Here is a 21,549-nt window from a genome sequence, read left to right as displayed (position 1 = left end):
CCGATAGCGGTGTATCAGAAACACATGTGCTAGCTGACACATTGCTATCGGGAGCAAGCCCCCTCCCACATTGGTTCGGTTAGCTGTCCAGCGCTTTGTACTTCTCGCGCAGGTGGTTACGAATCCACACCGCCGACAGGTTAAGCGTGGCAATCACCAGCACCAGCAGCAAGGCGGTGGCGTAGACCAACGGCCGTGCGGCTTCGACGTTAGGGCTTTGGAAGCCGACGTCATAAATATGGAAGCCCAAGTGCATGATCTTCTGGTCCAGGTGCAGGTAGGGGTAGTTACCATCCAGCGGCAGCGACGGTGCCAACTTCACCACACCCACCAGCATCAGCGGCGCCACTTCACCGGCGGCGCGGGCCACGGCGAGGATCATGCCGGTCATCATCGCCGGGCTGGCCATCGGCAGCACGATCTTCCACAGCGTTTCGGCCTTGGTCGCGCCGAGTGCCAGCGAGCCTTCGCGCACCGTGCGCGGAATTCGCGCCAGGCCTTCTTCGGTGGCCACGATCACCACCGGCACCGCCAGCAGCGCCAGCGTCAGCGAGGCCCAGAGCAGGCCCGGCGTGCCGAAGGTCGGTGCCGGCAGGGCTTCGGCGAAGAACAGACGGTCGACCGAGCCGCCCAGTACGTACACAAAGAAGCCCAGGCCGAACACGCCGTAAACAATCGCCGGTACGCCCGCCAGGTTGTTCACGGCAATGCGGATAATCCGCGTCAGCGTGTTTTGTTTGGCGTACTCACGCAGGTACACCGCCGCCAGCACGCCGAACGGGGTCACGATCATCGCCATGATCAGGGTCATCATTACGGTGCCGAAGATCGCCGGGAAAATCCCGCCTTCGGTGTTGGCTTCCCGTGGGTCGTCGCTGAGGAATTCCCAGACCTTGCTGAAGTAGAAGCCGACCTTGGTGATGTAGCCCATGGCGTTCGGCTGGTAGGCATGCACCACTTTGCCGATGCCGATTTCGAGTTCTTTGCCGTTGGCATCGCGGGCGGTCAGGCTGTCGCGATTGAACTGGGTGTGCAGGTCCGCCAGGCGCGCTTCGATGTCCTTGTAGCGGTTGTTCAGTTCGGCGCGGCCGCTGTCCATATCAGCCTGAGCGGTAGCGTCCAGCTTGCCTTCCAGCTCCAGCTTGCGACCGTGCAGGCGGATGCGTTCCAGCCCGGCGTTGATCGCGCCGATGTCGGTTTTTTCCAGGCTCTTGAGCTGCGCCGCCAGCTTGTTCACGCGTTCGACACGCGCTTGCAGCTCCGGCCACGCCGCTTCGCCTTGAGCGATGACTTTGCCATCCTGCTTGACGTTGACCAGGGTGCCGTAGAAGTTGCCCCACTCACGACGCTCGATGGCCATCAGCTCTGCGGGCTTGGTCTGGTCCTTCAGCCATTCGCCGACAATCCAGGTGAAATCGTTGCCGTTCAAGTCGCGGTTGCCGACCTTGATCAGCTCGCGGGTCATGAACTCCGGGCCCTGGTCGGGCACCGGCAGGCCAGCGCTTTTCAGGCGCTCGCGGGGGACTTCTTCCTTCTGCACCACTTCGCCGATGACGATATGGTTTTCCTGGCCCGGCACGTTGTAGTTGGCCTGGATCAGGTCGGCCGGCCAGAAGTGGCCCAAACCACGCACCGCAATCACAGCCAGCAAACCGATGGTCATGATGACCGCGATGGACACTGCGCCACCGCTGATCCAGACGCCGGGGGCGCCGCTCTTGAACCATCCATTCAGGGAGTTCTGTTTCACAGACTTCTACCTTTCTTAAAGCGACGAGTATTTCTTGCGCAGACGCTGACGAATCAGCTCGGCGAGGGTGTTCATGATGAAGGTGAACAACAGCAGCACCAGCGCCGAGAGGAACAGCACGCGGTAGTGGCTGCCGCCGACTTCCGACTCAGGCATCTCCACCGCGACGTTGGCCGCCAGTGTGCGCAGGCCTTCGAACAGGTTCATCTCCATCACCGGCGTGTTACCGGTGGCCATCAGCACGATCATGGTCTCGCCCACAGCGCGGCCCATGCCGATCATCAGCGCCGAGAAAATCCCCGGGCTGGCGGTCAGGATCACCACGCGCGTCATGGTCTGCCACGGCGTGGCACCCAGCGCCAGCGAGCCCAGCGTCAGGCCGCGCGGCACGCTGAACACGGCGTCTTCGGCGATGGAGTAAATGTTCGGGATCACCGCAAAGCCCATGGCCAGGCCGACGACCAAGGCGTTGCGCTGATCGTAGGTGATGCCAAGGTCGTGGGAGATCCACATGCGCATGTCGCCGCCGAAGAACCAGGTTTCCAGGTACGGGCTCATGTACAGCGAGAACCAGCCCACAAACAGGATCACCGGGATCAGGATCGCGCTTTCCCAGCCATCCGGCACCCGCAGGCGGATCGAGTCCGGCAGGCGACTGAAGACAAAACCGGCGACCAGAATACCCACCGGCAACAGCATCAGCAGGCTGAAAATACCCGGCAAATGCCCTTCCACATACGGCGCGAGGAACAGGCCCGCGAAGAAGCCGAGGATCACCGTCGGCATTGCTTCCATCAGCTCGATCACCGGCTTGACCTTGCGGCGCAGGCTTGGGGCCATGAAGTAGGCGGTATAAATGGCGGCGGCGACGGCCAGCGGCGCGGCCAACAACATCGCATAGAACGCGGCTTTCAGCGTACCGAAGGTCAGCGGCGCCAGGCTCATTTTAGGTTCGAAATCGGTGTTGGCGGCGGTCGATTGCCAGACGTATTTAGGCTCGTCGTAGTTTTCGTACCAGACCTTGCTCCACAACGCGCTCCACGACACTTCCGGGTGCGGGTTGTCGAGCGTCAAGGGTTGCAGCTTGCCGCCGGCTTCGACGATCACGCGGTTGGCGCGTGGCGACAGGCCGAACAGGCCTGGGCCGTCGACCACCGGGTCGACCAACAGAGTGCGGTGCGCGGTGCTGTGGAACACGCCGAACTTGCCGGAGGCGTCGAGGGCAGTGAAGCCTTTGCGACGCTCTTCAGCGGTGATTTCAATAATCGGCGAGGTGCCCATCTGGAAGGTGCGGATCTGCTTCAGGTGCTGCTCGCCATCCGGGTCGCGGGCCATGAACCATTGCGCCAGGCCACCCTTGGAATTACCGACGATCAACGAGATACCGCCGACCAGTTGGGTGCTGGCGGTGATTTCAGCGGCGCCGTCTTCGAGCAATTTATAGCGCCCGTTGAGGCTCTTGTCGCGCAGGCTGAACACATCGGCAAGGGCACGGCCGTTGATCACATACAGCCACTGCTGGCGTGGGTCGATAAAGATCGCCTTCACCGGCTCGGTCATTTGCGGCAGCTCGACACGCTTCTGCTCGCTGGTGACTTCACCGGTCATCATGTTTTCTTCGCGGCTCAGGGTCAGCACGTTCAAGTACGAACCGGCAGAACCTGCAACCACCAGCGACGAATCGGTGGCATTGAGCGCGACATGCTCCAGCGGGCGGCCCTGCTCATCAAGCACGATCGGCGCGTCACCGTAAGGGTATTCAATCGCCGGCGTGATGGTCTTGTTGCCGTCCGGGTAGGACACCTTGTACGTGTGGCGGAACACCAGAGACTGGCCATTCGAAAAGCCGAGAATCACCAGCGGGCTGCCCGGCTGGTCTTTACCGATAGACACGACGCTGGCGCCGGCTGGCAGCGGCAAGTCGACACGTTTGAGCTCGTCACCGGTTTGCACATTAAAGAACAGCGCCTGGCCCTTGTCGGATACGCGCATGGCGACCTGGTTCTGTTCTTCAAGAGAGATCAGCAACGGCTTGCCGGCGTCCTGAATCCAGGCGGGCGTCAGCGCGTCTTCCTTGGTCAGCGAAGCCCCCTGGAACAAGGGCGCGACGACGTAGGCAAGAAAGAAGAAAATCAGCGTAATCGCACCGAGGACGGCGAGGCCGCCAATCAACACATACCAACGGGTCAGGCGATCTTTGAGCGCGCGAATACGGCGCTTGCGTTGCAGCTCAGGCGTATTGAAATCAATGCGCTTGGGAGGGGAAATCGTCGTCATGGTGGAATTGGCCAGATCATTCATGCGCACACCCTAGCGGTCCTGTATGACAGAAAGATGACAGTGCAGTGACGCAAGAAATCCGCCGCGTAGCAGGGCTGCCAGCGGACTAAAAAATTAGAGATGTAGACGGTTTAATGTGGGAGCGGGCTTGCCCGCGATGGCATCAATGCGGTTTCAACTCTACACCGCGTCGCCAGCATCGCGGGCAAGCCCGCTCCCACACAAAAGCATGCATCTACACCAGGTATTGCAGGCTTAGTTGCCTTCTTTCAAACCCAGGTCAGCCAGGGCCTTGGTGACAACTTTGGCCGGCAGTGGGATGTAGCCGTCTTTTACCACGACTTCCTGGCCCTGTTTGGACAGAACCAGTTTCACGAACTCAGCTTCCAGCGGGGCCAGAGGCTTGTTCGGGGCTTTGTTGACGTAAACGTAGAGGAAGCGCGACAGCGGGTATTTGCCGTTCAGGGCGTTTTCTTCGCTGTCTTCGATGAAGTCAGTGCTGCCTTTTTTGGCCAGGGCCACGGTCTTCACGCTGGCAGTCTTGTAGCCGATGCCCGAGTAACCGATGCCATTCAGCGAAGAGCTGATCGACTGCACCACCGAGGCCGAACCAGGTTGTTCGTTCACGTTAGGCTTGTAGTCGCCTTTGCACAGGGCCTCTTCCTTGAAGTAGCCGTAAGTACCGGATACCGAGTTGCGACCAAACAGTTGCACTGGCTTGTTGGCCAGGTCGCCGGTCACACCCAGGTCGCCCCAGGTTTTCACGTCGGCTTTGGCACCGCACAGACGCGTCGAGGAGAAGATCGCATCGACCTGTTCCATGGTCAGGTGCTGGATCGGGTTGTCTTTGTGCACGAACACCGCCAGGGCATCCACAGCCACCGGGATAGCGGTTGGCTTGTAGCCGTACTTCTGCTCGAAGGCAGCCAGTTCGGTGTCCTTCATCTTGCGGCTCATCGGGCCCAGGTTAGAGGTGCCTTCAGTCAGCGCAGGAGGTGCAGTGGCGGAGCCGGCAGCCTGAATCTGGATGTTGACGTTCGGGTATTCCTTTTTATAGGACTCAGCCCACAAGGTCATCAGGTTAGCCAGAGTGTCGGAACCAACGCTGGACAAGTTGCCCGATACGCCAGTGGTCTTGGCGTAAGCCGCAATTGCCGGGTCAACACCAGCGGCCACCGCGTGGGCGGTCGCAACGCTAGCAGCGACAAAAGTCATTGCCGCCATCAAACGCTTCAGTTTCATGCCTTGCTCCTAGCAGATAGGGATAGTTGGAACGGGGCCAAGTATCGAGAGGCCGTGTGAACACTCTATGTCCGAAATATGACAATTGGATGAAAGGCCACTACCGCAAAGCATGAGAAACATAATCAGGGGTTAACGCCCACGCGCCCAAAGATACCCGCCCACCCCCATCCCCATCACACAGATGACGGCAACGTAGTAAGCCGGGCCCATCGGGCTTTCTTTCATCAGCAGCGACACTGCCAGCGGCGTCAGCCCGCCGAATACCGCGTAAGCGACGTTGTAGGAGAACGACAAGCCGCTGAAACGCACCACCGGTGGGAAGGCTTTGACCATCACGTAGGGCACCACGCCGATGGTGCCTACACACAAACCGGTCAAGGCGTACAGCGGGAACAGCCATTCGGGGTAGGCAACGAGGCTGTGATAAAGCGTCCAGGAGCTGCTCAGCAACAGCAGGCAACCCACAACCAGCACGCGGCCGGCGCCGAAGCGGTCAGCCAGTGCGCCGGAAACAACACAGCCGAGGCTCAGGGTGATGATGGCCAGGCTGTTGGCTTGCAGGGAAACGGTCGGGCTGAAGTGGTAGACGGTTTGCAGCACGCTCGGGGTCATCAAGATGACCACGATGATGCCGGCGGACAGCAACCAGGTCAGCAGCATCGATAGCACGATGGCGCCACGGTGGTCACGCAGCACCGTGCCCAGTGGCAGTTCGGCGGCCAAGGTCTTGCGTTGCTGCATCTCGGCGAAAATCGGTGTTTCATGCAACCAGCGTCGCAGGTACACCGAGAGCAAGCCAAACACACCGCCGAGCAGGAACGGGATACGCCAGGCGAAATCCGACACCTGCTCCGGGCTATAAAGAGTGTTGATGGCGGTGGCCACCAGCGAACCCAGCAGGATCCCGGCGGTGAGGCCGCAGGTCAGCGTGCCGCAGGCATAGCCGATATGGCGCGACGGTACGTGTTCGGAGACGAACACCCACGCGCCGGGGACTTCGCCGCCAATCGCCGCGCCCTGGATGACGCGCATCAGCAGCAACAGGATCGGCGCCCACAGGCCGATCTGCGCGTAGGTCGGCAGCAGGCCCATGATCAGGGTCGGCACGGCCATCATGAAAATGCTCAGGGTGAACATCTTCTTGCGGCCCAGCAGATCGCCGAAGTGCGCCATGATGATGCCGCCCAGCGGGCGCGCCAGGTAGCCGGCGGCGAAGATGCCGAAGGTCTGCATCTGGCGCATCCACTCCGGCATGTCGAGCGGGAAGAACAGTTTTCCGACCACGGTGGCGAAAAACACGAAGATGATGAAATCGTAGAATTCCAGCGCCCCGCCCAAGGCAGACAGCGACAGGGTTTTGTAGTCGTTGCGGGTCAGCGGGCGCGACGGTTGCGCGCTGCTTTCGGGCACGGAGGACATGGCAAGGCTTCTCTTATTAGTCAGAACGGCAAGCACATAGCTTGGGCAGAGCCAGAAGGGGTTCGGCAAGATAGCAAATCGCTCGCCAAAGCACACCAGAAGCACAGTTGCCGTAAAAAGCCCCGATACAGCGACTAATTGCCGACCAAATGAGCGCCGGGAGGTCGTCGTGGCGTCAGGGTGTCGATATACTCGGCCCTTGCCAGCGTCTGAGCCGCAGGCTTGAGGGGCTGCTGTGCCAAACCGTCGCTGGGCGCCACCCAGCCGGTTTGGCAGAGTTTCCCTTTAGTACGCCTTACGAGAAACGTGTCGAACGGAGTATGTTGGTGCTGAAACGTTTTTCCACCAGTCGGCTATCCACTTTGCTACACCTATAAAAAGCGTCACGGGTCAGAGGCACCCCCGGCATGATCGAACTCGAACAAGAAGATCCTATCCCGCAAGGCGATCTCGCCCTGCAAATCACCGCGCTCCCGCGTGAAACCAATGGCTTCGGCGATATATTCGGCGGCTGGCTGGTTGCGCAGATGGATTTGGCCGGCACTGCAATGGCCAGCAAGGTCGCGGGCGGCCGCGTGGCCACCGTGGCGATTGATCGCATGGCCTTTTTGGTGCCGGTGGCGGTTGGCGCGCAATTGTCCTTCTATACCCAGGCGCTGGAAATCGGCCGCAGCTCGATCCAGATGATGGTCGAAGTGTGGAGCGACGACCCGCTGTCCAGCGAATGGCGCAAGGTTACCGAGGCGGTGTTCGTGTTTGTCGCCATCGATGGCAGCGGCCGCACGCGCTCGGTTCCATCGCGCGCGCGTTAAACCTCGCAGGGTTTTGACGGTCAATTGCCCCATTGCCTGCCATTAAGAGTGCCTGTTATGCCTACGCCCCACGTAGAGAACGTGCAAATCGACGAACTGGACTGCTGGCGCATCCGCCACAACGGCGCCGAACTGATGGTGGCCCAACAGGGCGCGCACATTTTCAGTTACCAGCGCCAGGGCGAGCAGCCGCTGATTTGGCCTAACCAACAGGCCGTGTTCAAAAAGGGCAAAGGCATTCGTACCGGTGTGCCGGTGTGCTGGCCGTGGTTTGGCGTGTTTGACCGCAACCCGCGAAGCGTGAAGGCCATGCGCCAGAGCGACGAGCCGGCCGGCGCGCATGGTTTTGTGCGCACCGCAACCTGGACACTCGACACGGTGACGCCGGTTGGCGACGCGCTTCAGGTGGATCTGCTACTGCCGGTGCCCGAGGGTGGCTTCCCCGGTTGGCCACATCAGGTTGACCTGAAGCTGAGCCTGCTGTTGGACGACCAACTGCATATTCGCCTGACCAGCCATAACCGCGGCACCGGCACCGTGACCCTCAGCCAGGCGCTGCACACTTACTTCGCCGTAAGCGACGTGCGTAACGTGCAGGTCGAAGGCCTCGACGGGCTGGCGTATATCGACACCGCTGACGGCTGGACCGAGAAAACGCAAACCGGTCTGCTGCATTTCACCGCCGAGACTGATCGCATCTATCTTGATACGCCTGAGCAACTGAGCATTGTCGATAAAGACTGGCAGCGCCGCATCCAGCTGACTGCCGAGGGCTCGACGTCGACCGTTATCTGGAACCCCTGGACTGAACGCGCCAAAGCGTTTGACGACATGGCCGATGATGGCTGGCAGGGCATGCTGTGCATCGAAACGGCCAATGTGCTGGACGATGTGGTGAGCCTGGCGCCAGGCGAAAGCCACACTCTGGGTGTGAGCATCCGCGGCCTCGCCTTGTAAAAATGTGGGAGCTGGCGTGCCAGCTCCCACATCGGCAGGTGTCGGGCTTTAGAGGTCGGACTCTTTTACCGCCCTCACCGTTCCCGCATCCAGCGCGTACGCCGCATCAGCCAGGTCATTGTTGACCTTCTCGACCTTCAGCGTGCCCGTCACCCACAGCGGCGTGTAAATATCATCCAGCTTCAGCCCCTTCGGGTAGCGCACCAGCACCAACTGGTTAGGCGGCGGTGGTGGCACGTGGATGCAGGCGCCTGGGTATGGCACCAGGAAGAACAGCGTGCTGCGGCCCTTGGCATCGGTTTCCAATGGCACGGGGTAGCCGCCGATACGGATGTTCTTGCCGTTCATCGCGGCCACGGTTTTGGTGGAATACATCACCGCCGGCAACCCCTTGCTCTGCTTCAAGCCACCTTTGTCGGTGAACGTGCCTTGGGCTTCGGGGGAGTTGTGGTCGATTTCGGGCATTGCTTCGAGGGCTTTCTGATCCGACAGCGGCATCAGGTCGAGCCAGTCGGTTTCCGGCAATTCGCCAGCGTGGGCAAGGCCAGAGCCCAGCAAAATGAGAGTCAGCAGAAGACGGCGCATGGAGAGGCTCGGCAATTACAAGTGGCGAGCATTCTAACCCTCTGCGCCTGCGCAGCGCAGAGGGCTCGACGCTAAATCATTTTTTTCGCAGCAGACCGTAAATCACCAGCAGCACGATGGCGCCGATCAGCGCACCGATGAAGCCTGCGCCTTGGCCTGCCTGGTAGATGCCCAGGGCCTGACCACCGTAGGTGGCGACCAGGGAACCTGCGATACCCAGCAGGATGGTCATGATCCAGCCCATGCTGTCGTCGCCAGGCTTGAGGAAACGTGCGAGCAGACCGACGATCAAGCCGATAAAGATGGTTCCGATGATACCCATGGCATTTCCCTCTGATTGAATGTGAGTCATGACAAAGCCTAGTCAGGCTTTACCATCCTGCAATCAGAGAGACGACGGTGACCAATGGTTCCCGTCGTCGCACCGGTTATTGCTCGGCGATCAGCGCCTCAACCTTGAGGATCTGCGCCTCAAGGGTCGCGCGGTCCTTGCAACGCAGGTTGGCGTGGCCGACTTTGCGCCCGGCCTTGAAGGCTTTGCCGTAGTGATGCAGATGGCAGTCATCAATCGCGATGACTTTTTCCACCGGCGGCACAACCCCGATGAAGTTGAGCATGGCGCTCTCGCCGACCTTGGCCGTGGAACCCAATGGCAAGCCCGCCACCGCCCGCAGGTGGTTTTCGAACTGGCTGCACTCGGCGCCTTCGGTGGTCCAGTGCCCGGAGTTGTGCACACGCGGGGCGATTTCGTTGGCCTTGAGGCCGCCGTCGACTTCAAAGAACTCGAACGCCATCACGCCGACGTAATCCAGCTGCTTGAGCACACGGCTGGAGTAATCTTCGGCCAAGGCCTGCAACGGATGGTCGGTGCTCGCCACGGACAGCTTGAGGATGCCGCTGTCATGCGTGTTGTGCACCAACGGGTAGAAGCGGGTTTCGCCATCGCGCGCGCGCACCGCGATCAACGAGACTTCGCCGGTGAATGGCACGAAGCCTTCCAGCAAGCAGGCCACGCTGCCCAGCTCGGCAAAAGTGCCGACTACATCGGCGGCGGTGCGCAGGACTTTTTGGCCCTTGCCGTCGTAACCCAAAGTGCGGGTTTTCAGCACGGCAGGCAGGCCGATGCTGGCGACGGCGGCGTCCAGGTCTGCCTGGGACTGAATGTCGGCGAACGCCGGCGTCGGAATGCCGAGGTCTTTGAACATGCTTTTCTCGAACCAGCGGTCGCGAGCAATGCGCAAGGCTTCGGCGCTCGGGTAAACCGGCACGAACTGCGACAGGAAAGCCACGGTTTCGGCCGGCACGCTTTCGAACTCGAAGGTCACCAGGTCGACTTCATCGGCCAATTGGCGCAAGTGGTCCGGGTCGCTGTAGTCAGCGCGCAAGTGTTCACCCAGGGCTGAGGCGCAAGCGTCCGGCGCGGGGTCCAGGAAAGCGAAGTTCATCCCCAGCGGGGTACCCGCCAAGGCCAGCATGCGGCCCAGTTGGCCGCCACCGATTACACCGATTTTCATCGTCAACACCCTCAGGCGATACGTGGGTCTGGGTTTTCCAGCACGCTGTCTGTCTGCTCGGCACGGAATTTCTTCAGCACCGCGTGAAACTGCGGGTGCTTGGCGCCCAGGATGCTGGCGGCCAGCAACGCTGCGTTGATCGCGCCCGCCTTGCCGATCGCCAGCGTGGCCACCGGAATACCGGCCGGCATCTGCACGATGGACAACAGCGAGTCCACGCCCGAGAGCATCGACGACTGCACCGGCACGCCCAGCACCGGCAAGTGAGTCTTGGCCGCACACATGCCTGGCAAGTGCGCTGCACCGCCGGCACCGGCGATGATCACCTCGATGCCACGCGATTCTGCTTCATCGGCATACTGGAACAGCAAATCCGGGGTGCGGTGGGCAGAGACCACTTTCACTTCATACGGAATGCCGAGCTTTTCCAGCATATCGGCGGTGTGGCTAAGGGTGGACCAATCGGACTTGGAGCCCATGATCACGCCAACCAATGCACTCATCGTCGTGCCTCTTCTCTCTGGGCGCCCGCAGGCGCGTCAAAAAACAACAAGCCACGCGGGAAATCCGGCGTGGCTTGTTGTACGAATTAAGGCCGGTTGGACCGGCCGAAGGCCGCGCAGTATACCGTAATGCAGCAGATAAACAGCCCCTCGGATGACCATCTGTCTTGCGGCGCAAAGTGGCGGTTTTATTGACTTAGGAGTCAGTCCCAGACACCGCGAATACTGTGGGAGGGGGCTTGCTCCCGATGACGGTCCGTCAGTGACATATCAGTGCCTGACTCACCGCTATCGGGAGCAAGCCCCCTCCCACATTTGCTCGGTGTTGGGCTCAGGTACTCTGCGCTGCGCCGCCTTCCAGCTTGCGCCACAACAAGCGCACGTTTGCCTTGCGCACCAACGCACAGCGGTACAGGCGAATCTCCAATGGCACATGCCACTGCGGGCCGCCGCACACCACCAACTCGCCGCGTGCCAATTCGGCGCGCACACTCAGTTGCGGCACCCAGGCGATGCCCAATCCTTCCAACGCCATGCTTTTCAGGCTGTCGGCCATCGCGGTTTCGTACACCGTGGTAAAACGCAGGGCGCGCTGGCGCAGCAGCAAGTTCACCGACCGCCCAAGGAACGCGCCGGCGCTGTAGGCCAATAACGGCACGCTGCCCTCGCCTTCCAGGTCGAACAATGGCTTGCAGTCGGCATCAGCAGCGCACACCGGCAGCATTTCGGTATTGCCCAGGTGCAGTGACGGGAATATCTCCGGGTCCATCTGCAGTGCGGCGTCCGGGTCGTAGAACGCCAGCATCAAGTCACAGCCGCCTTCGCGCAGGGCGTGTACCGCGTCGCCGACGTTGGTGGCAACCAGCCGCGTGGCGATGTTCAAGCCTTCGTTGCGCAATTGCGCGATCCAGCGCGGGAAAAAACCCAATGCCAGGGAATGCGCCGCCGCCACTTGCATGACTTCGCCCTGCCCGCTTTCCAGATGGTGCAAATGGCGCAGCACTTCGCCGAGCTGTTCGACCACCGTGCGCGCTGTCACCAGAAACAACTGCCCGGCGGCTGTCAGCTCCACCGGTGTGCGCGAGCGGTTCACCAGCGTCAGGCCCAGCGCGGCTTCAAGGCTGCGGATACGTCGGCTGAAGGCCGGCTGAGTGACAAAGCGTCGCTCCGCCGCCTGGGAAAAACTACGCGTCGCCGCCAGGGCGCTGAAGTCTTCCAGCCATTTGCTCTCAAGGTTCATTACTGCCTCCCGTGGGCACGCACCAATTTGGCACACACGCCCGCCATGATAACCGGGTCACACCTACATTATGCCGTTTGTGCATAGGCCAGTGCTGAACAGCATTGGCCCAAAACTTCCTACAAGCCTAGCATTCGCAGCGTTCCGGCCAGTTCCGGGTCCTTATCGAGATGATTTCCGTCATGTCCTCCGCTGCATCATTCCGCACAGAAAAAGACCTGCTTGGCGTACTCGAAGTACCTGCTCAAGCGTATTACGGCATCCAGACCCTGCGAGCGGTGAATAACTTCCGCCTCTCGGGCGTTCCGATTTCGCATTACCCTAAATTGGTGGTCGGCCTGGCAATGGTCAAGCAAGCGGCCGCAGATGCCAACCGCGAGTTGGGCCAGCTCAGCGAAGCCAAGCACGCTGCCATCAGCGAAGCCTGTGCACGCCTGATCCGCGGCGATTTCCACGAAGAGTTCGTGGTGGACATGATTCAAGGCGGCGCCGGCACTTCAACCAACATGAATGCCAACGAAGTCATCGCCAACATCGCGTTGGAGGCCATGGGCCACAACAAGGGCGAATACCAGTACCTGCACCCTAATAACGACGTGAACATGGCGCAGTCGACCAACGACGCCTACCCGACCGCGATCCGTTTGGGTCTGCTGCTTGGTCATGATGCGCTGTTGGCCAGCCTCGACAGCCTGATCCAGGCGTTCGCCGCCAAAGGCGTTGAATTCAGCCACGTACTGAAAATGGGCCGCACCCAACTGCAAGACGCCGTGCCGATGACCCTCGGCCAGGAATTCCGCGCCTTCGCCACCACCCTCGGTGAAGACCTGGCGCGCCTGAAAACCCTCGCGCCAGAGCTGCTCACCGAAGTAAACCTGGGCGGCACTGCCATCGGTACCGGCATCAACGCCGACCCGCGTTACCAGGCCCTGGCGGTACAGCGCCTGGCCCTGATCAGCGGCCAGCCGCTGGTGCCTGCGGCTGACTTGATCGAAGCGACCTCTGACATGGGCGCCTTTGTACTGTTCTCCGGCATGCTCAAGCGGACCGCGGTTAAACTCTCGAAAATCTGCAACGACCTGCGCCTGCTGTCCAGCGGCCCACGCACCGGCATCAACGAAATCAACTTGCCGGCGCGCCAACCGGGCAGCTCGATCATGCCTGGCAAGGTCAACCCGGTTATCCCGGAAGCTGTTAACCAAGTGGCTTTCCAGATCATCGGTAACGATTTGGCGCTGACCATCGCGGCCGAAGGCGGCCAACTGCAACTGAACGTGATGGAGCCGCTGATCGCCTACAAGATCTTCGACTCGATCCGCCTGCTGCAACGCGCCATGGACATGCTGCGCGAGCATTGCATTGTCGGCATCACCGCCAACGAAGCGCGTTGCCGCGAACTGGTGGAGCACTCCATCGGCCTGGTGACCGCACTTAACCCGTACATCGGCTATGAAAACGCCACCCGCATTGCGCGTATCGCCCTCGAAAGCGGCCGCGGCGTGCTGGAACTGGTGCGCGAAGAAGGCTTGCTCGACGACGCTATGCTCGACGACATCCTGCGCCCCGAAAACATGATTGCGCCACGCTTGGTCCCGTTGAAGGCCTAAGCGTTTGTTGCACCGCTCACCAGGTTGAGGGACTAGACACCTCTCACCTTTTGAGGGCCTGAAGGCTCACTCTTCAGGCCCTTTTTTTTGCCTCAGGGTTGTGAAATGAAGCCTATAAAAAATCCAATATCGCAGCGTAAACCCTCCTTGCCCCCAATAGCTTGGCTGAAACCTTTAATCGCCCCGTGCAGACGGATCCCGCTTGCGTAGGTATAGTGCCGACCCTCTTCGCGTCTGTGGCCGTCGGTAACGAGGCCCGGGTAACCGCGAAAGCGCATGAATAACAACACCCGCAAAAGGATTGGGGTCGAACCGTCGCGCACTGCCTGGTGCTATGCGAAGGGTTGAACCGTCCTGCGTTTGCCATTAGAAAAATCAGCGAGGAACACTCCATGCTCGAAGTCATCAACGACTTCCTCTCAGGGAAAGTACTGATCGTGCTCATTGTCGGGCTCGGCGGTTATTTCACGATCCGTTCGCGTTTCGTGCAGTTGCGGCACTTTTTCCACATGTTCTCGGTATTTCGCGACAGCCTGAAGAGCAGCTCCGGTCAACTCAGCTCGTTCCAGGCGCTGATGCTCAGCCTGGCCGGCCGCGTAGGTGCCGGTAATATCGCAGGTGTCGGCATTGCCGTGACCCTGGGCGGCCCCGGCGCCGTGTTCTGGATGTGGGTCACCGCGCTGGTGGGCATGTCTTCGAGCTTTATCGAATGCTCACTCGGCCAACTGTATAAACGTACCGACGCAGACGGCGCCTACCGTGGCGGCCCGGCGTACTACATTCAGCACGGCCTGCAAAAACGCTGGCTGGGCATGGTGATGGCGTTCCTGTTGCTGGTGACCTTCGGGTTTGCCTTCAACGGCCTGCAAGCCCACGCCGTGACCCACTCGCTGAACAACGCTTTCGGTCTGGACACCACCTACACCGGCCTGGCGCTGGCGGTGTTGCTGGGCCTGGTGTTCATCGGCGGGATCAAGCGCATTGCCTCGATCGCCGACCTGCTGGTGCCGGTCAAGACCCTGGTTTACATCGCCGTGACCCTGTACGTGATCGTGCTGCAATTTGACCACGTACCGGCCATGCTCGCGACCATCGTCAGGAGTGCTTTTGGCCTCGACCAAGCCTTCGGTGGCCTGGTGGGCAGCGCAATCATCATGGGTGTAAAGCGCGGCGTGTTCGCCAACGAAGCCGGTTTGGGCAGCGCGCCCAACGTGGCAGCGGTGGCTTCGGTAGAACACCCGATCGCCCAAGGCGTGGTGCAAGCGTTCAGCGTGTTCCTCGACACCTTCGTGATCTGCACCTGCACTGCGTTGCTGATCCTGCTCTCCGGCTTCTATACCCCGGGCTTTGAAGGCGACGGCATTGCCCTGACCCAGAACTCCCTGGCAGCCGTGGTAGGTGACTGGGGCCGGATGTTCATCTCGGTGGCCCTGGCGTTGTTCGTGTTCACCTCGATCATGTACAACTACTACCTCGGCGAGAGCAACCTGCGCTTTCTGGTCGGCAACAACCGCAAGGTGTTGATGGGCTATCGCGCACTGGTACTGGTGTTGATTTTCTGGGGTTCGATCGAGAACCTGGGCACCGTGTTTGCCTTCGCCGACATCACCATGACCCTGCTCGCATTCGTAAACCTGTTCGCCCTGGCGTTCCTGTTCAAGATCGCCATGCGCGTACTGGACGACTACGACAGCCAGCGCGCTGCGGGCATCAAGACGCCGGTGTTCGATTCCAGCCAGTTCCCTGACCTGGACCTGGACCGTACCGCGTGGCCAGCCAACCCGGCGAAGCCGCAAACCGGCACCCAAGCGTCGGCTGAATCGGTCGCTCAAGCGCAACGCTGAGCGCAGTAAGCCTAGATAGATGACACGCCGCCCGGCCTTGGGCATGCTCTGGGCCCGGCGGCGTTTTTCGTTCAGGAGATTGTATGCAACCAGCTAATAACGTCATGGTGCTGTACACAGGTGGCACCATCGGCATGCAGGCCAGCGCCAACGGCCTGGCGCCTGCATCGGGTTTCGAAGCGCGCATGCGCGAACAGCTTGCCACGCTGCCAGTACCGGCTTGGCGCTTTCGGGAAATGGCGCCACTGATCGACAGCGCCAACATGACGCCCGCTTACTGGCAGCGCCTGCGGGTTGCCGTGATTGAGGCCGTGGACGCGGGGTGCGACGCGGTGTTGATCCTGCACGGCACCGACACCCTCGCCTACAGCGCGGCGGCCATGAGCTTCCAACTGCTCGGCCTGCCGGCGCCGGTGCTGTTCACCGGCTCGATGTTGCCCGCTGGCGTGCCCGACAGCGATGCCTGGGAAAACGTCAGCGGCGCGCTGCAAGCGTTGGGCGAAGGCCAGCCATCGGGCGTGCAGCTGTACTTCCACGGCGCGCTGATGGCACCGACGCGTTGCGCGAAAATCCGCAGTTTTGGTCGCCATCCATTCGCTGCGCTGCAGCGCAATAGCAGCGCGGCCAAGGCCGATTCACTTCCCGCCGCCCTGGATTACCGCCAGCCCAAGGCCTTGGCCAACGTCGGCGTGTTGCCGCTGGTGCCTGGCATCGCCGCCGCGCAACTGGATGCGTTGATCGACAGCGGCATTCAGGCGCTGGTGCTCGAATGTTTTGGCAGCGGCACGGGACCCAGCGATAACCCTGAGTTTCTCGCCAGCCTGCAAGGTGCTCGCGAGAATGGGGTTGTGGTGGTGGCAATCACCCAATGCCATGAAGGCGGCGTGGAGCTGGACGTGTACGAAGCCGGCAGCCGTTTGCGCGGCGTGGGCGTGTTGTCGGGTGGCGGCATGACCCGCGAGGCGGCGTTCGGCAAGCTCCACGCGTTGATCGGCGCAGGTCTTGCGACGGACGAAATCCGCCGCCTGGTAGAGCTGGACCTGGGTACGCAATCGCACCCTAGATAACTACCTCCCTCCCCGTCTTGCTGCTTTCTAGCATGGAAACCCCGAGCGTTAACCTCGGGTTGTTCCCATCAAACGGCAAGACAGGGATGCACCATGACCACTCCAAGCACCACCGCGCAGGATGCAGAACCCGAAGCTCTCACGCAGAAGCTGATCACCCAGCTATGTGTCGGCCCCTCGATAACGGAGGTAGCTGGCGAACTGCTGCGTCAATCTTTAAACGAACAGTACCCAGACCTGCATATCAACCCCGATACCACCGTGCTGGGCACCCCGGCCTGGGAGCTTGTCGACGACAAGATAATCTCCAGGCCCGCGCGTTATCAGACCCTGAGCACTCTACTGGCCAGGCAGGCCGTGCTGAAAGTGCCGACACTGTGCATTGAGGGCGAACACTTTCTGACCCGACTCCCGCTGACCGAGCCTGCGGTTAACGTGCCGGTACGCATTGTTGAAGTCGCCGACACGATCAACATTTTGGCGCCAGCCTTGTTCCCGTCGTTCAAGGAACAACTGGTGGACTTCTGGAACAACAGCAACGGCAGCGGCCCACGCTGGCACGAACTTTCCAACACGCTGCGCAAAGCCTGGAATGTGCACCAGGTGGATGAGTGGAGCGATGAAGACTGCACATTGGCGCGCAGCTTGTACCACTCGCCCGACCCGGCGAATCGACAGCCCAACGACCCACTGCGGTCTCGTGCATGCCTGATTGACGTTGACCTTGTAAGCGGCACCAAGGTAACTCACACCCAACAGGTATTTATCGCCGTGCTGATAGGGCAGTCCGAGGGTAAAACCGTCATCCTTTGCCACTCGCTCGACGGGTATAAAAAATTCGCCACGCAGGATCAACTCGGCGAGTACCTCACGACGCTGGTGTACCAGCCAACACCCTATGATCGCCTGCAGTGGCAACTGTACGAGCCCGCCGGGAATTTTTTCGAGCAATTGGCCTGCTCGCTGATCATGCTGCAACTCGACGTCTTTACCACCACCTCGATTGACACGTTTGCGGTGCCGAGCATTTCCCCATTGAGCGTATTGGCCAGCACGCCTTCGCAGGTCACACCCACGGGGCCGGACCTTGCCTGGTATCAGCAATCGCTACCGGACTGGCTGGCCCAGGCCTCTATGTCGGACCGGGCGTTTTATTCAAGGCACCTCAAGGACCTCGCCGCACTGAACAGTCTGAACGCGGGCAAAACTTACCAGGATGGCATTGCGCCTATCCAACAGTACGCTCAGGACACGCTCAAGGCTCAGATCATCAAAGACCACCCCGGCGCAGCTAACCTGCGCCTGGACACCCTGACCATCAAGGTCGAAAGCCAGGTTGTGTGGGGCATATTCACGGTGCCGGGGCAGGTCGAAACCAGCACCTTCAGCCTCGCCGAACTGGCGCTGCAAAACCTGATCGCATTGCCCATCGGCAACCAAACCCTGCGAATGCAGGTGCGCAAGGCCCTGCCTGCGTGGCTGACCGTCGCTTACGTGAAAAAGCTTATTGCCCAAGTCGATATCGGCACCACCTACCCCGCGCTGATACGCAGCAAATTGATAGACGACGCTGCCGAGTCGGCGCGGCGCAAAACCTTGTACATCCAGCACCTGCGCATCCAACTGCCGCTGCTGGCGTTGCAATGCAAAATCCGCCAAGAGGCGGGGATTGACGAACGCGGCTACCGCTACGTGGCAGCCGTGATGCAAGCCGACAGCAGCGACCGTTATGTTGACGGGCAAGCCATCGTCATCCGGCATTTGGCCTTCGTGCCCAAACGTCGCAAGACCAATGAGCAGGACGTGGTGAACAACATGTATGTCATCGGCCCGCAAAATGCCGAAGCCGGCCCCTGCCTGTTGTATCGCCCGCTGTTCGAGCCGGCGCTGATTCAATACCCTTCACAGGCAAACCTGTTGTATGCCATCGCACAATCTCGCGACCTGCGAAATTCAGTGGTCGCCTGGCTGCCCGACTCGGCGCGCCCTGATTACACCCACTATGTATTTCCCGGCGACCTGCCCTCGCCTTGGGCCGTGGCCGATCTTCTGGTGGAACCTGACAAGCTCTGGACCTTTACCGGCCCCATGAGCCTTGGCCAACAAGCCCTCAACGGCAATCAGTTCAGCACGTTGTTTGATGCCAACGCCAAGGCGCTGGTCGAGCTGGCGGACCGTCAATCAGTCTCCAACGCCGAAAACCGCTGGGCCACGCTCAAGCAGGCCGGCTGGCTGATCTTCAATGCCTCCTTGCCCTTTATGGGCCGCATCGCCGGCACCGGTGCGTGGATCTGGCAGATCGTCGATCAGGTACAAACACTGGTCGAAGCGCATGAGCATGGCGAGCAACAGGCCCAGTGGTCGGCGCTTACCGATGTATTGCTCAACCTGGGCATGGCCGTTACCTTGCATGTCGCTACCGGCGCTCGACCAGACGCAAGCGCTTCCAGGGGCGAGCCACAAACACCTCATCTTGCCGTTGAGACGCCGGTTACCGTAGAGCAATTGCCTACACGCACCACAGGACAAGTGCCTGCCGGTCACGCGCTGCCACTCAATACCAGCGGCGCGATTACGCGCACGGCCGGCAGCCTGGCGACCTTGCTGGACAGTTTCAACAGCGAAAAACCGGCTGACCTGCCTGCAGCCATCACCGCAGAAGACAGTGCATACCGACACCTTTATCTGCTGCAACAGCGCTACTACGCCCCAGTGGGCACACGCTGGTTTGAAGTGACGCTGGACGGCGACGATAACGTCACCATCGTCGACCCCAAGCAACCCAACCGCACAGGACCGCAGCTGATTCACAGCGCAAACGGCGATTGGTTCATTGACACCCGCTTACGCCTGCGCGGTGGCGGCCGCAAAAGTGCACAGAAAAGCGCGCTGGAGAAGGCAGCGGCCAAGTCCATGAAGCTGCGCGCAAAATTGGCGGCATTCGAAGACGCCAAAAAAGCTGCACAAAGCGACCTGCAACAGGCCCACGATGCCATGACCAATGCGCCAGGCACGTCGGCCCAGGCCAAACGCGAGGCCTACCTTGGCAAACTCGACAGCCAACGTTCTGACTACGAAGATGCACGACAGCATCTGATGACCTTGCAAGTGTTTAACCCGGTCGCTGACTTTCAGAGCAAAGCGCTGGGTTATGTGAAGGCCCAAATGGAGCTCAATGAGGCAGGCCTCAGAGAGCTGCAAACCACGTTCACGCCGCAACTTAATACCGTCCTGGACCAGCTCGAAACCCCGGCGGCATCGAGCCAGGCAAGCCGCGTCGCAGACGCGAGATTAGTCAGTGACATGAGTGACGATGTGATCAAGCACCTGGATTACGCACAGTCACGCTTCACTGAGTTACGGGCCTTGGCGCGGCAAGGCTTGCGCATGATTCAGACCGCCAAAAAACGCTTGCCCACCTACACCGGCGACGACCTGCGAGCCTTGCAAGTAACGCTGGCGCGAAATTTATGCCTGCAACCGCAATCGATCACCACTGAACCTGCGGCCTGGACCCTGATCAGTGAGATTGTCGATGGCGCAGACCTTGCCGTGCAGACCCTGCGTGACGCCCTGCAAGAGCGGAGCGAGGCACGTTTGGACGAGCGTATTGAAACGTTGAGCAGCCTGGTCGAGCAATTCCAATTCATTGATGAGCGCCTGCAGGACTTTCCTGAGGACTATTCCGAGCAAACCCTGACCGCGCCGGTTGGAAACCTGCGTGAAATGCTGCGCAGCTTCGCTGATCGGGCCATTGCCGAACTTGCGCCTCTGCACGTTCAGCAAGAACAGCGGCGCATCCGCCCTACACCGCCGCCGACACCGCCAAGGGCGGTGAAACAGTTTATTCACACACGCTTCAACGGCGTGTTGATTGGCGAGCTGCGCTTGACCGAAACGGGCCTTGAAACCGATTTGGTCGACATCAAGTCACCCCTGACCCATAAAACCATGGCCACCTTTCACGAAAAAACCTCAGGTGTCTGGGTCGAGCACATTGAGGGACCCACCACGCCTGCACCGGCCGCGCTCACGATTCAAACCAGCTTGGCCAACGGCCAGGCGTTATTGGCCCAACTCACTACGTTTCAGACGCGCGCCGACGAACAGATAAACAAACCCTCACGTACGCCCATCGGCATCGAACACATGTTTCACCAACATGCCCAAGTGCTGGAGAAGGCCGATCAGGCCATCGAAGAGGCGCTGACCCAAGCGAATCTCACGGAAAGCAACCTACCGTCAGCCGCCGCCTTGCGTAAACAGCTCGACAGCGCAGCCCAAGCGCTTTACTTACAGGCCAGCCAGCAAGTGCAGAGGATGATCATGCAACAAGCACCGACGATGTCGGGGGTGGAATGGCTCAAAAACAACAACGTCATCACTATCAAAAAAACCGTAAAGCGGCGCCGCCTCAAAGGTGCCGCCAAGGATTATCTGGATGAGTACACCCTCACCGATGAGACCACCCGCACCACACTGTGGTATGCCCATTTTCATTACTCAAACGCAGGCGCACCGGCCGATAGATTTCTGTCCGCGCGCTTGAAAACCCCGCAAGAACACGCGCGAGGCATGGCGTCTGATGATCTTCATGGGCTCAACGCGCAACAACGGGTCGCGTTCTACCGCAGCACCATCAACCTGACGCAGGCCAGGCGATTGTTTTTTCGGGTGCAGACCGATTAACACACACCGCGGCAACCGCACATAACGTGCTCCAGCG

At 60.4% G+C, this 21,549-nt stretch carries 15 protein-coding genes; 6 read left to right on the top strand and 9 right to left on the bottom strand.

The features are described 5' to 3' along the window. Positions 1-79 precede the first annotated feature (79 nt). The 4 genes from pstA to AO240_RS11835 all read right to left on the bottom strand — a co-directional run bounded on the left by pstA (position 80) and on the right by AO240_RS11835 (position 6,694). Positions 80-1,750, bottom strand: a complete 1,671-nt coding sequence (pstA, locus tag AO240_RS11850; protein WP_058415744.1) for a phosphate ABC transporter permease PstA — start codon at positions 1,748-1,750, stop codon at positions 80-82. 15 nt (positions 1,751-1,765) lie between these two features. Next, a complete protein-coding gene (locus AO240_RS11845) occupies positions 1,766-3,799 on the bottom strand; it encodes an ABC transporter permease subunit (protein ID WP_177445815.1) in 2,034 nt (677 codons plus the stop codon). A gap of 486 nt (positions 3,800-4,285) precedes the next feature. Beyond that, on the bottom strand, positions 4,286-5,272 hold the full coding sequence (locus AO240_RS11840) for a phosphate ABC transporter substrate-binding protein PstS (protein ID WP_058415746.1): 987 nt from the start codon (positions 5,270-5,272) through the stop codon (positions 4,286-4,288). Between the two features lie 132 nt (positions 5,273-5,404). Continuing rightward, on the bottom strand, positions 5,405-6,694 hold the full coding sequence (locus tag AO240_RS11835) for an MFS transporter (protein ID WP_099236638.1): 1,290 nt from the start codon (positions 6,692-6,694) through the stop codon (positions 5,405-5,407). 407 nt (positions 6,695-7,101) lie between these two features. Between AO240_RS11835 and AO240_RS11830 the strand changes: the two genes are divergently transcribed. After that, on the top strand, positions 7,102-7,506 hold the full coding sequence (locus AO240_RS11830) for an acyl-CoA thioesterase (RefSeq protein WP_003176975.1): 405 nt from the start codon (positions 7,102-7,104) through the stop codon (positions 7,504-7,506). Positions 7,507-7,563: 57 nt separating this feature from the next. Then, the gene (locus AO240_RS11825; protein ID WP_099236637.1) at positions 7,564-8,463 is read left to right on the top strand and encodes a D-hexose-6-phosphate mutarotase; all 900 of its coding nucleotides are present in this window, start codon (positions 7,564-7,566) and stop codon (positions 8,461-8,463) included. Positions 8,464-8,511: 48 nt separating this feature from the next. Here AO240_RS11825 and AO240_RS11820 read toward each other — a convergent pair whose 3' ends face one another. The 5 genes from AO240_RS11820 to AO240_RS11800 all read right to left on the bottom strand — a co-directional run bounded on the left by AO240_RS11820 (position 8,512) and on the right by AO240_RS11800 (position 12,305). Then, positions 8,512-9,048, bottom strand: coding sequence for a DUF3299 domain-containing protein (locus AO240_RS11820; RefSeq protein WP_099236636.1), 537 nt, complete (start codon positions 9,046-9,048; stop codon positions 8,512-8,514). 76 nt (positions 9,049-9,124) lie between these two features. Next, positions 9,125-9,370 carry a GlsB/YeaQ/YmgE family stress response membrane protein gene (locus tag AO240_RS11815; RefSeq protein WP_010168336.1) on the bottom strand — a complete coding sequence of 82 codons (246 nt, stop codon included), beginning with the start codon at positions 9,368-9,370 and terminating at the stop codon, positions 9,125-9,127. A 106-nt stretch (positions 9,371-9,476) separates the two neighbouring features. Beyond that, on the bottom strand, positions 9,477-10,562 hold the full coding sequence (locus tag AO240_RS11810) for a 5-(carboxyamino)imidazole ribonucleotide synthase (RefSeq protein ID WP_049710884.1): 1,086 nt from the start codon (positions 10,560-10,562) through the stop codon (positions 9,477-9,479). Between the two features lie 11 nt (positions 10,563-10,573). After that, positions 10,574-11,065, bottom strand: coding sequence for a 5-(carboxyamino)imidazole ribonucleotide mutase (gene purE / locus AO240_RS11805; protein WP_099236635.1), 492 nt, complete (start codon positions 11,063-11,065; stop codon positions 10,574-10,576). Positions 11,066-11,396: 331 nt separating this feature from the next. Beyond that, the gene (locus AO240_RS11800) at positions 11,397-12,305 is read right to left on the bottom strand and encodes a LysR substrate-binding domain-containing protein (RefSeq protein ID WP_099236634.1); all 909 of its coding nucleotides are present in this window, start codon (positions 12,303-12,305) and stop codon (positions 11,397-11,399) included. A gap of 182 nt (positions 12,306-12,487) precedes the next feature. On the opposite strand from AO240_RS11800, the gene aspA reads away from it, so the two are divergent. From aspA to AO240_RS11780, 4 genes are all read left to right on the top strand, one after another. After that, positions 12,488-13,912, top strand: a complete 1,425-nt coding sequence (gene aspA, locus AO240_RS11795) for an aspartate ammonia-lyase (protein ID WP_058415754.1) — start codon at positions 12,488-12,490, stop codon at positions 13,910-13,912. 392 nt (positions 13,913-14,304) lie between these two features. Next, positions 14,305-15,756: a sodium:alanine symporter family protein gene (locus AO240_RS11790; RefSeq protein ID WP_099236633.1), complete on the top strand. Its 1,452-nt coding sequence runs from the start codon at positions 14,305-14,307 to the stop codon at positions 15,754-15,756. Positions 15,757-15,839: 83 nt separating this feature from the next. Further along, positions 15,840-16,823: an asparaginase gene (locus AO240_RS11785; protein ID WP_099236632.1), complete on the top strand. Its 984-nt coding sequence runs from the start codon at positions 15,840-15,842 to the stop codon at positions 16,821-16,823. A 93-nt stretch (positions 16,824-16,916) separates the two neighbouring features. Beyond that, the gene (locus tag AO240_RS11780; RefSeq protein WP_099236631.1) at positions 16,917-21,512 is read left to right on the top strand and encodes a hypothetical protein; all 4,596 of its coding nucleotides are present in this window, start codon (positions 16,917-16,919) and stop codon (positions 21,510-21,512) included. The last annotated feature ends 37 nt before the right edge of the window (positions 21,513-21,549 follow it).

Source organism: Pseudomonas sp. ICMP 460 (genome assembly GCF_002723595.1).
Taxonomy (GTDB): Bacteria; Pseudomonadota; Gammaproteobacteria; order Pseudomonadales; family Pseudomonadaceae; genus Aquipseudomonas; species Aquipseudomonas kitaguniensis.
The sequence above is the reverse complement of the archived record's forward strand: the minus strand, read 5'-3'. Positions and strand labels throughout refer to the sequence as shown.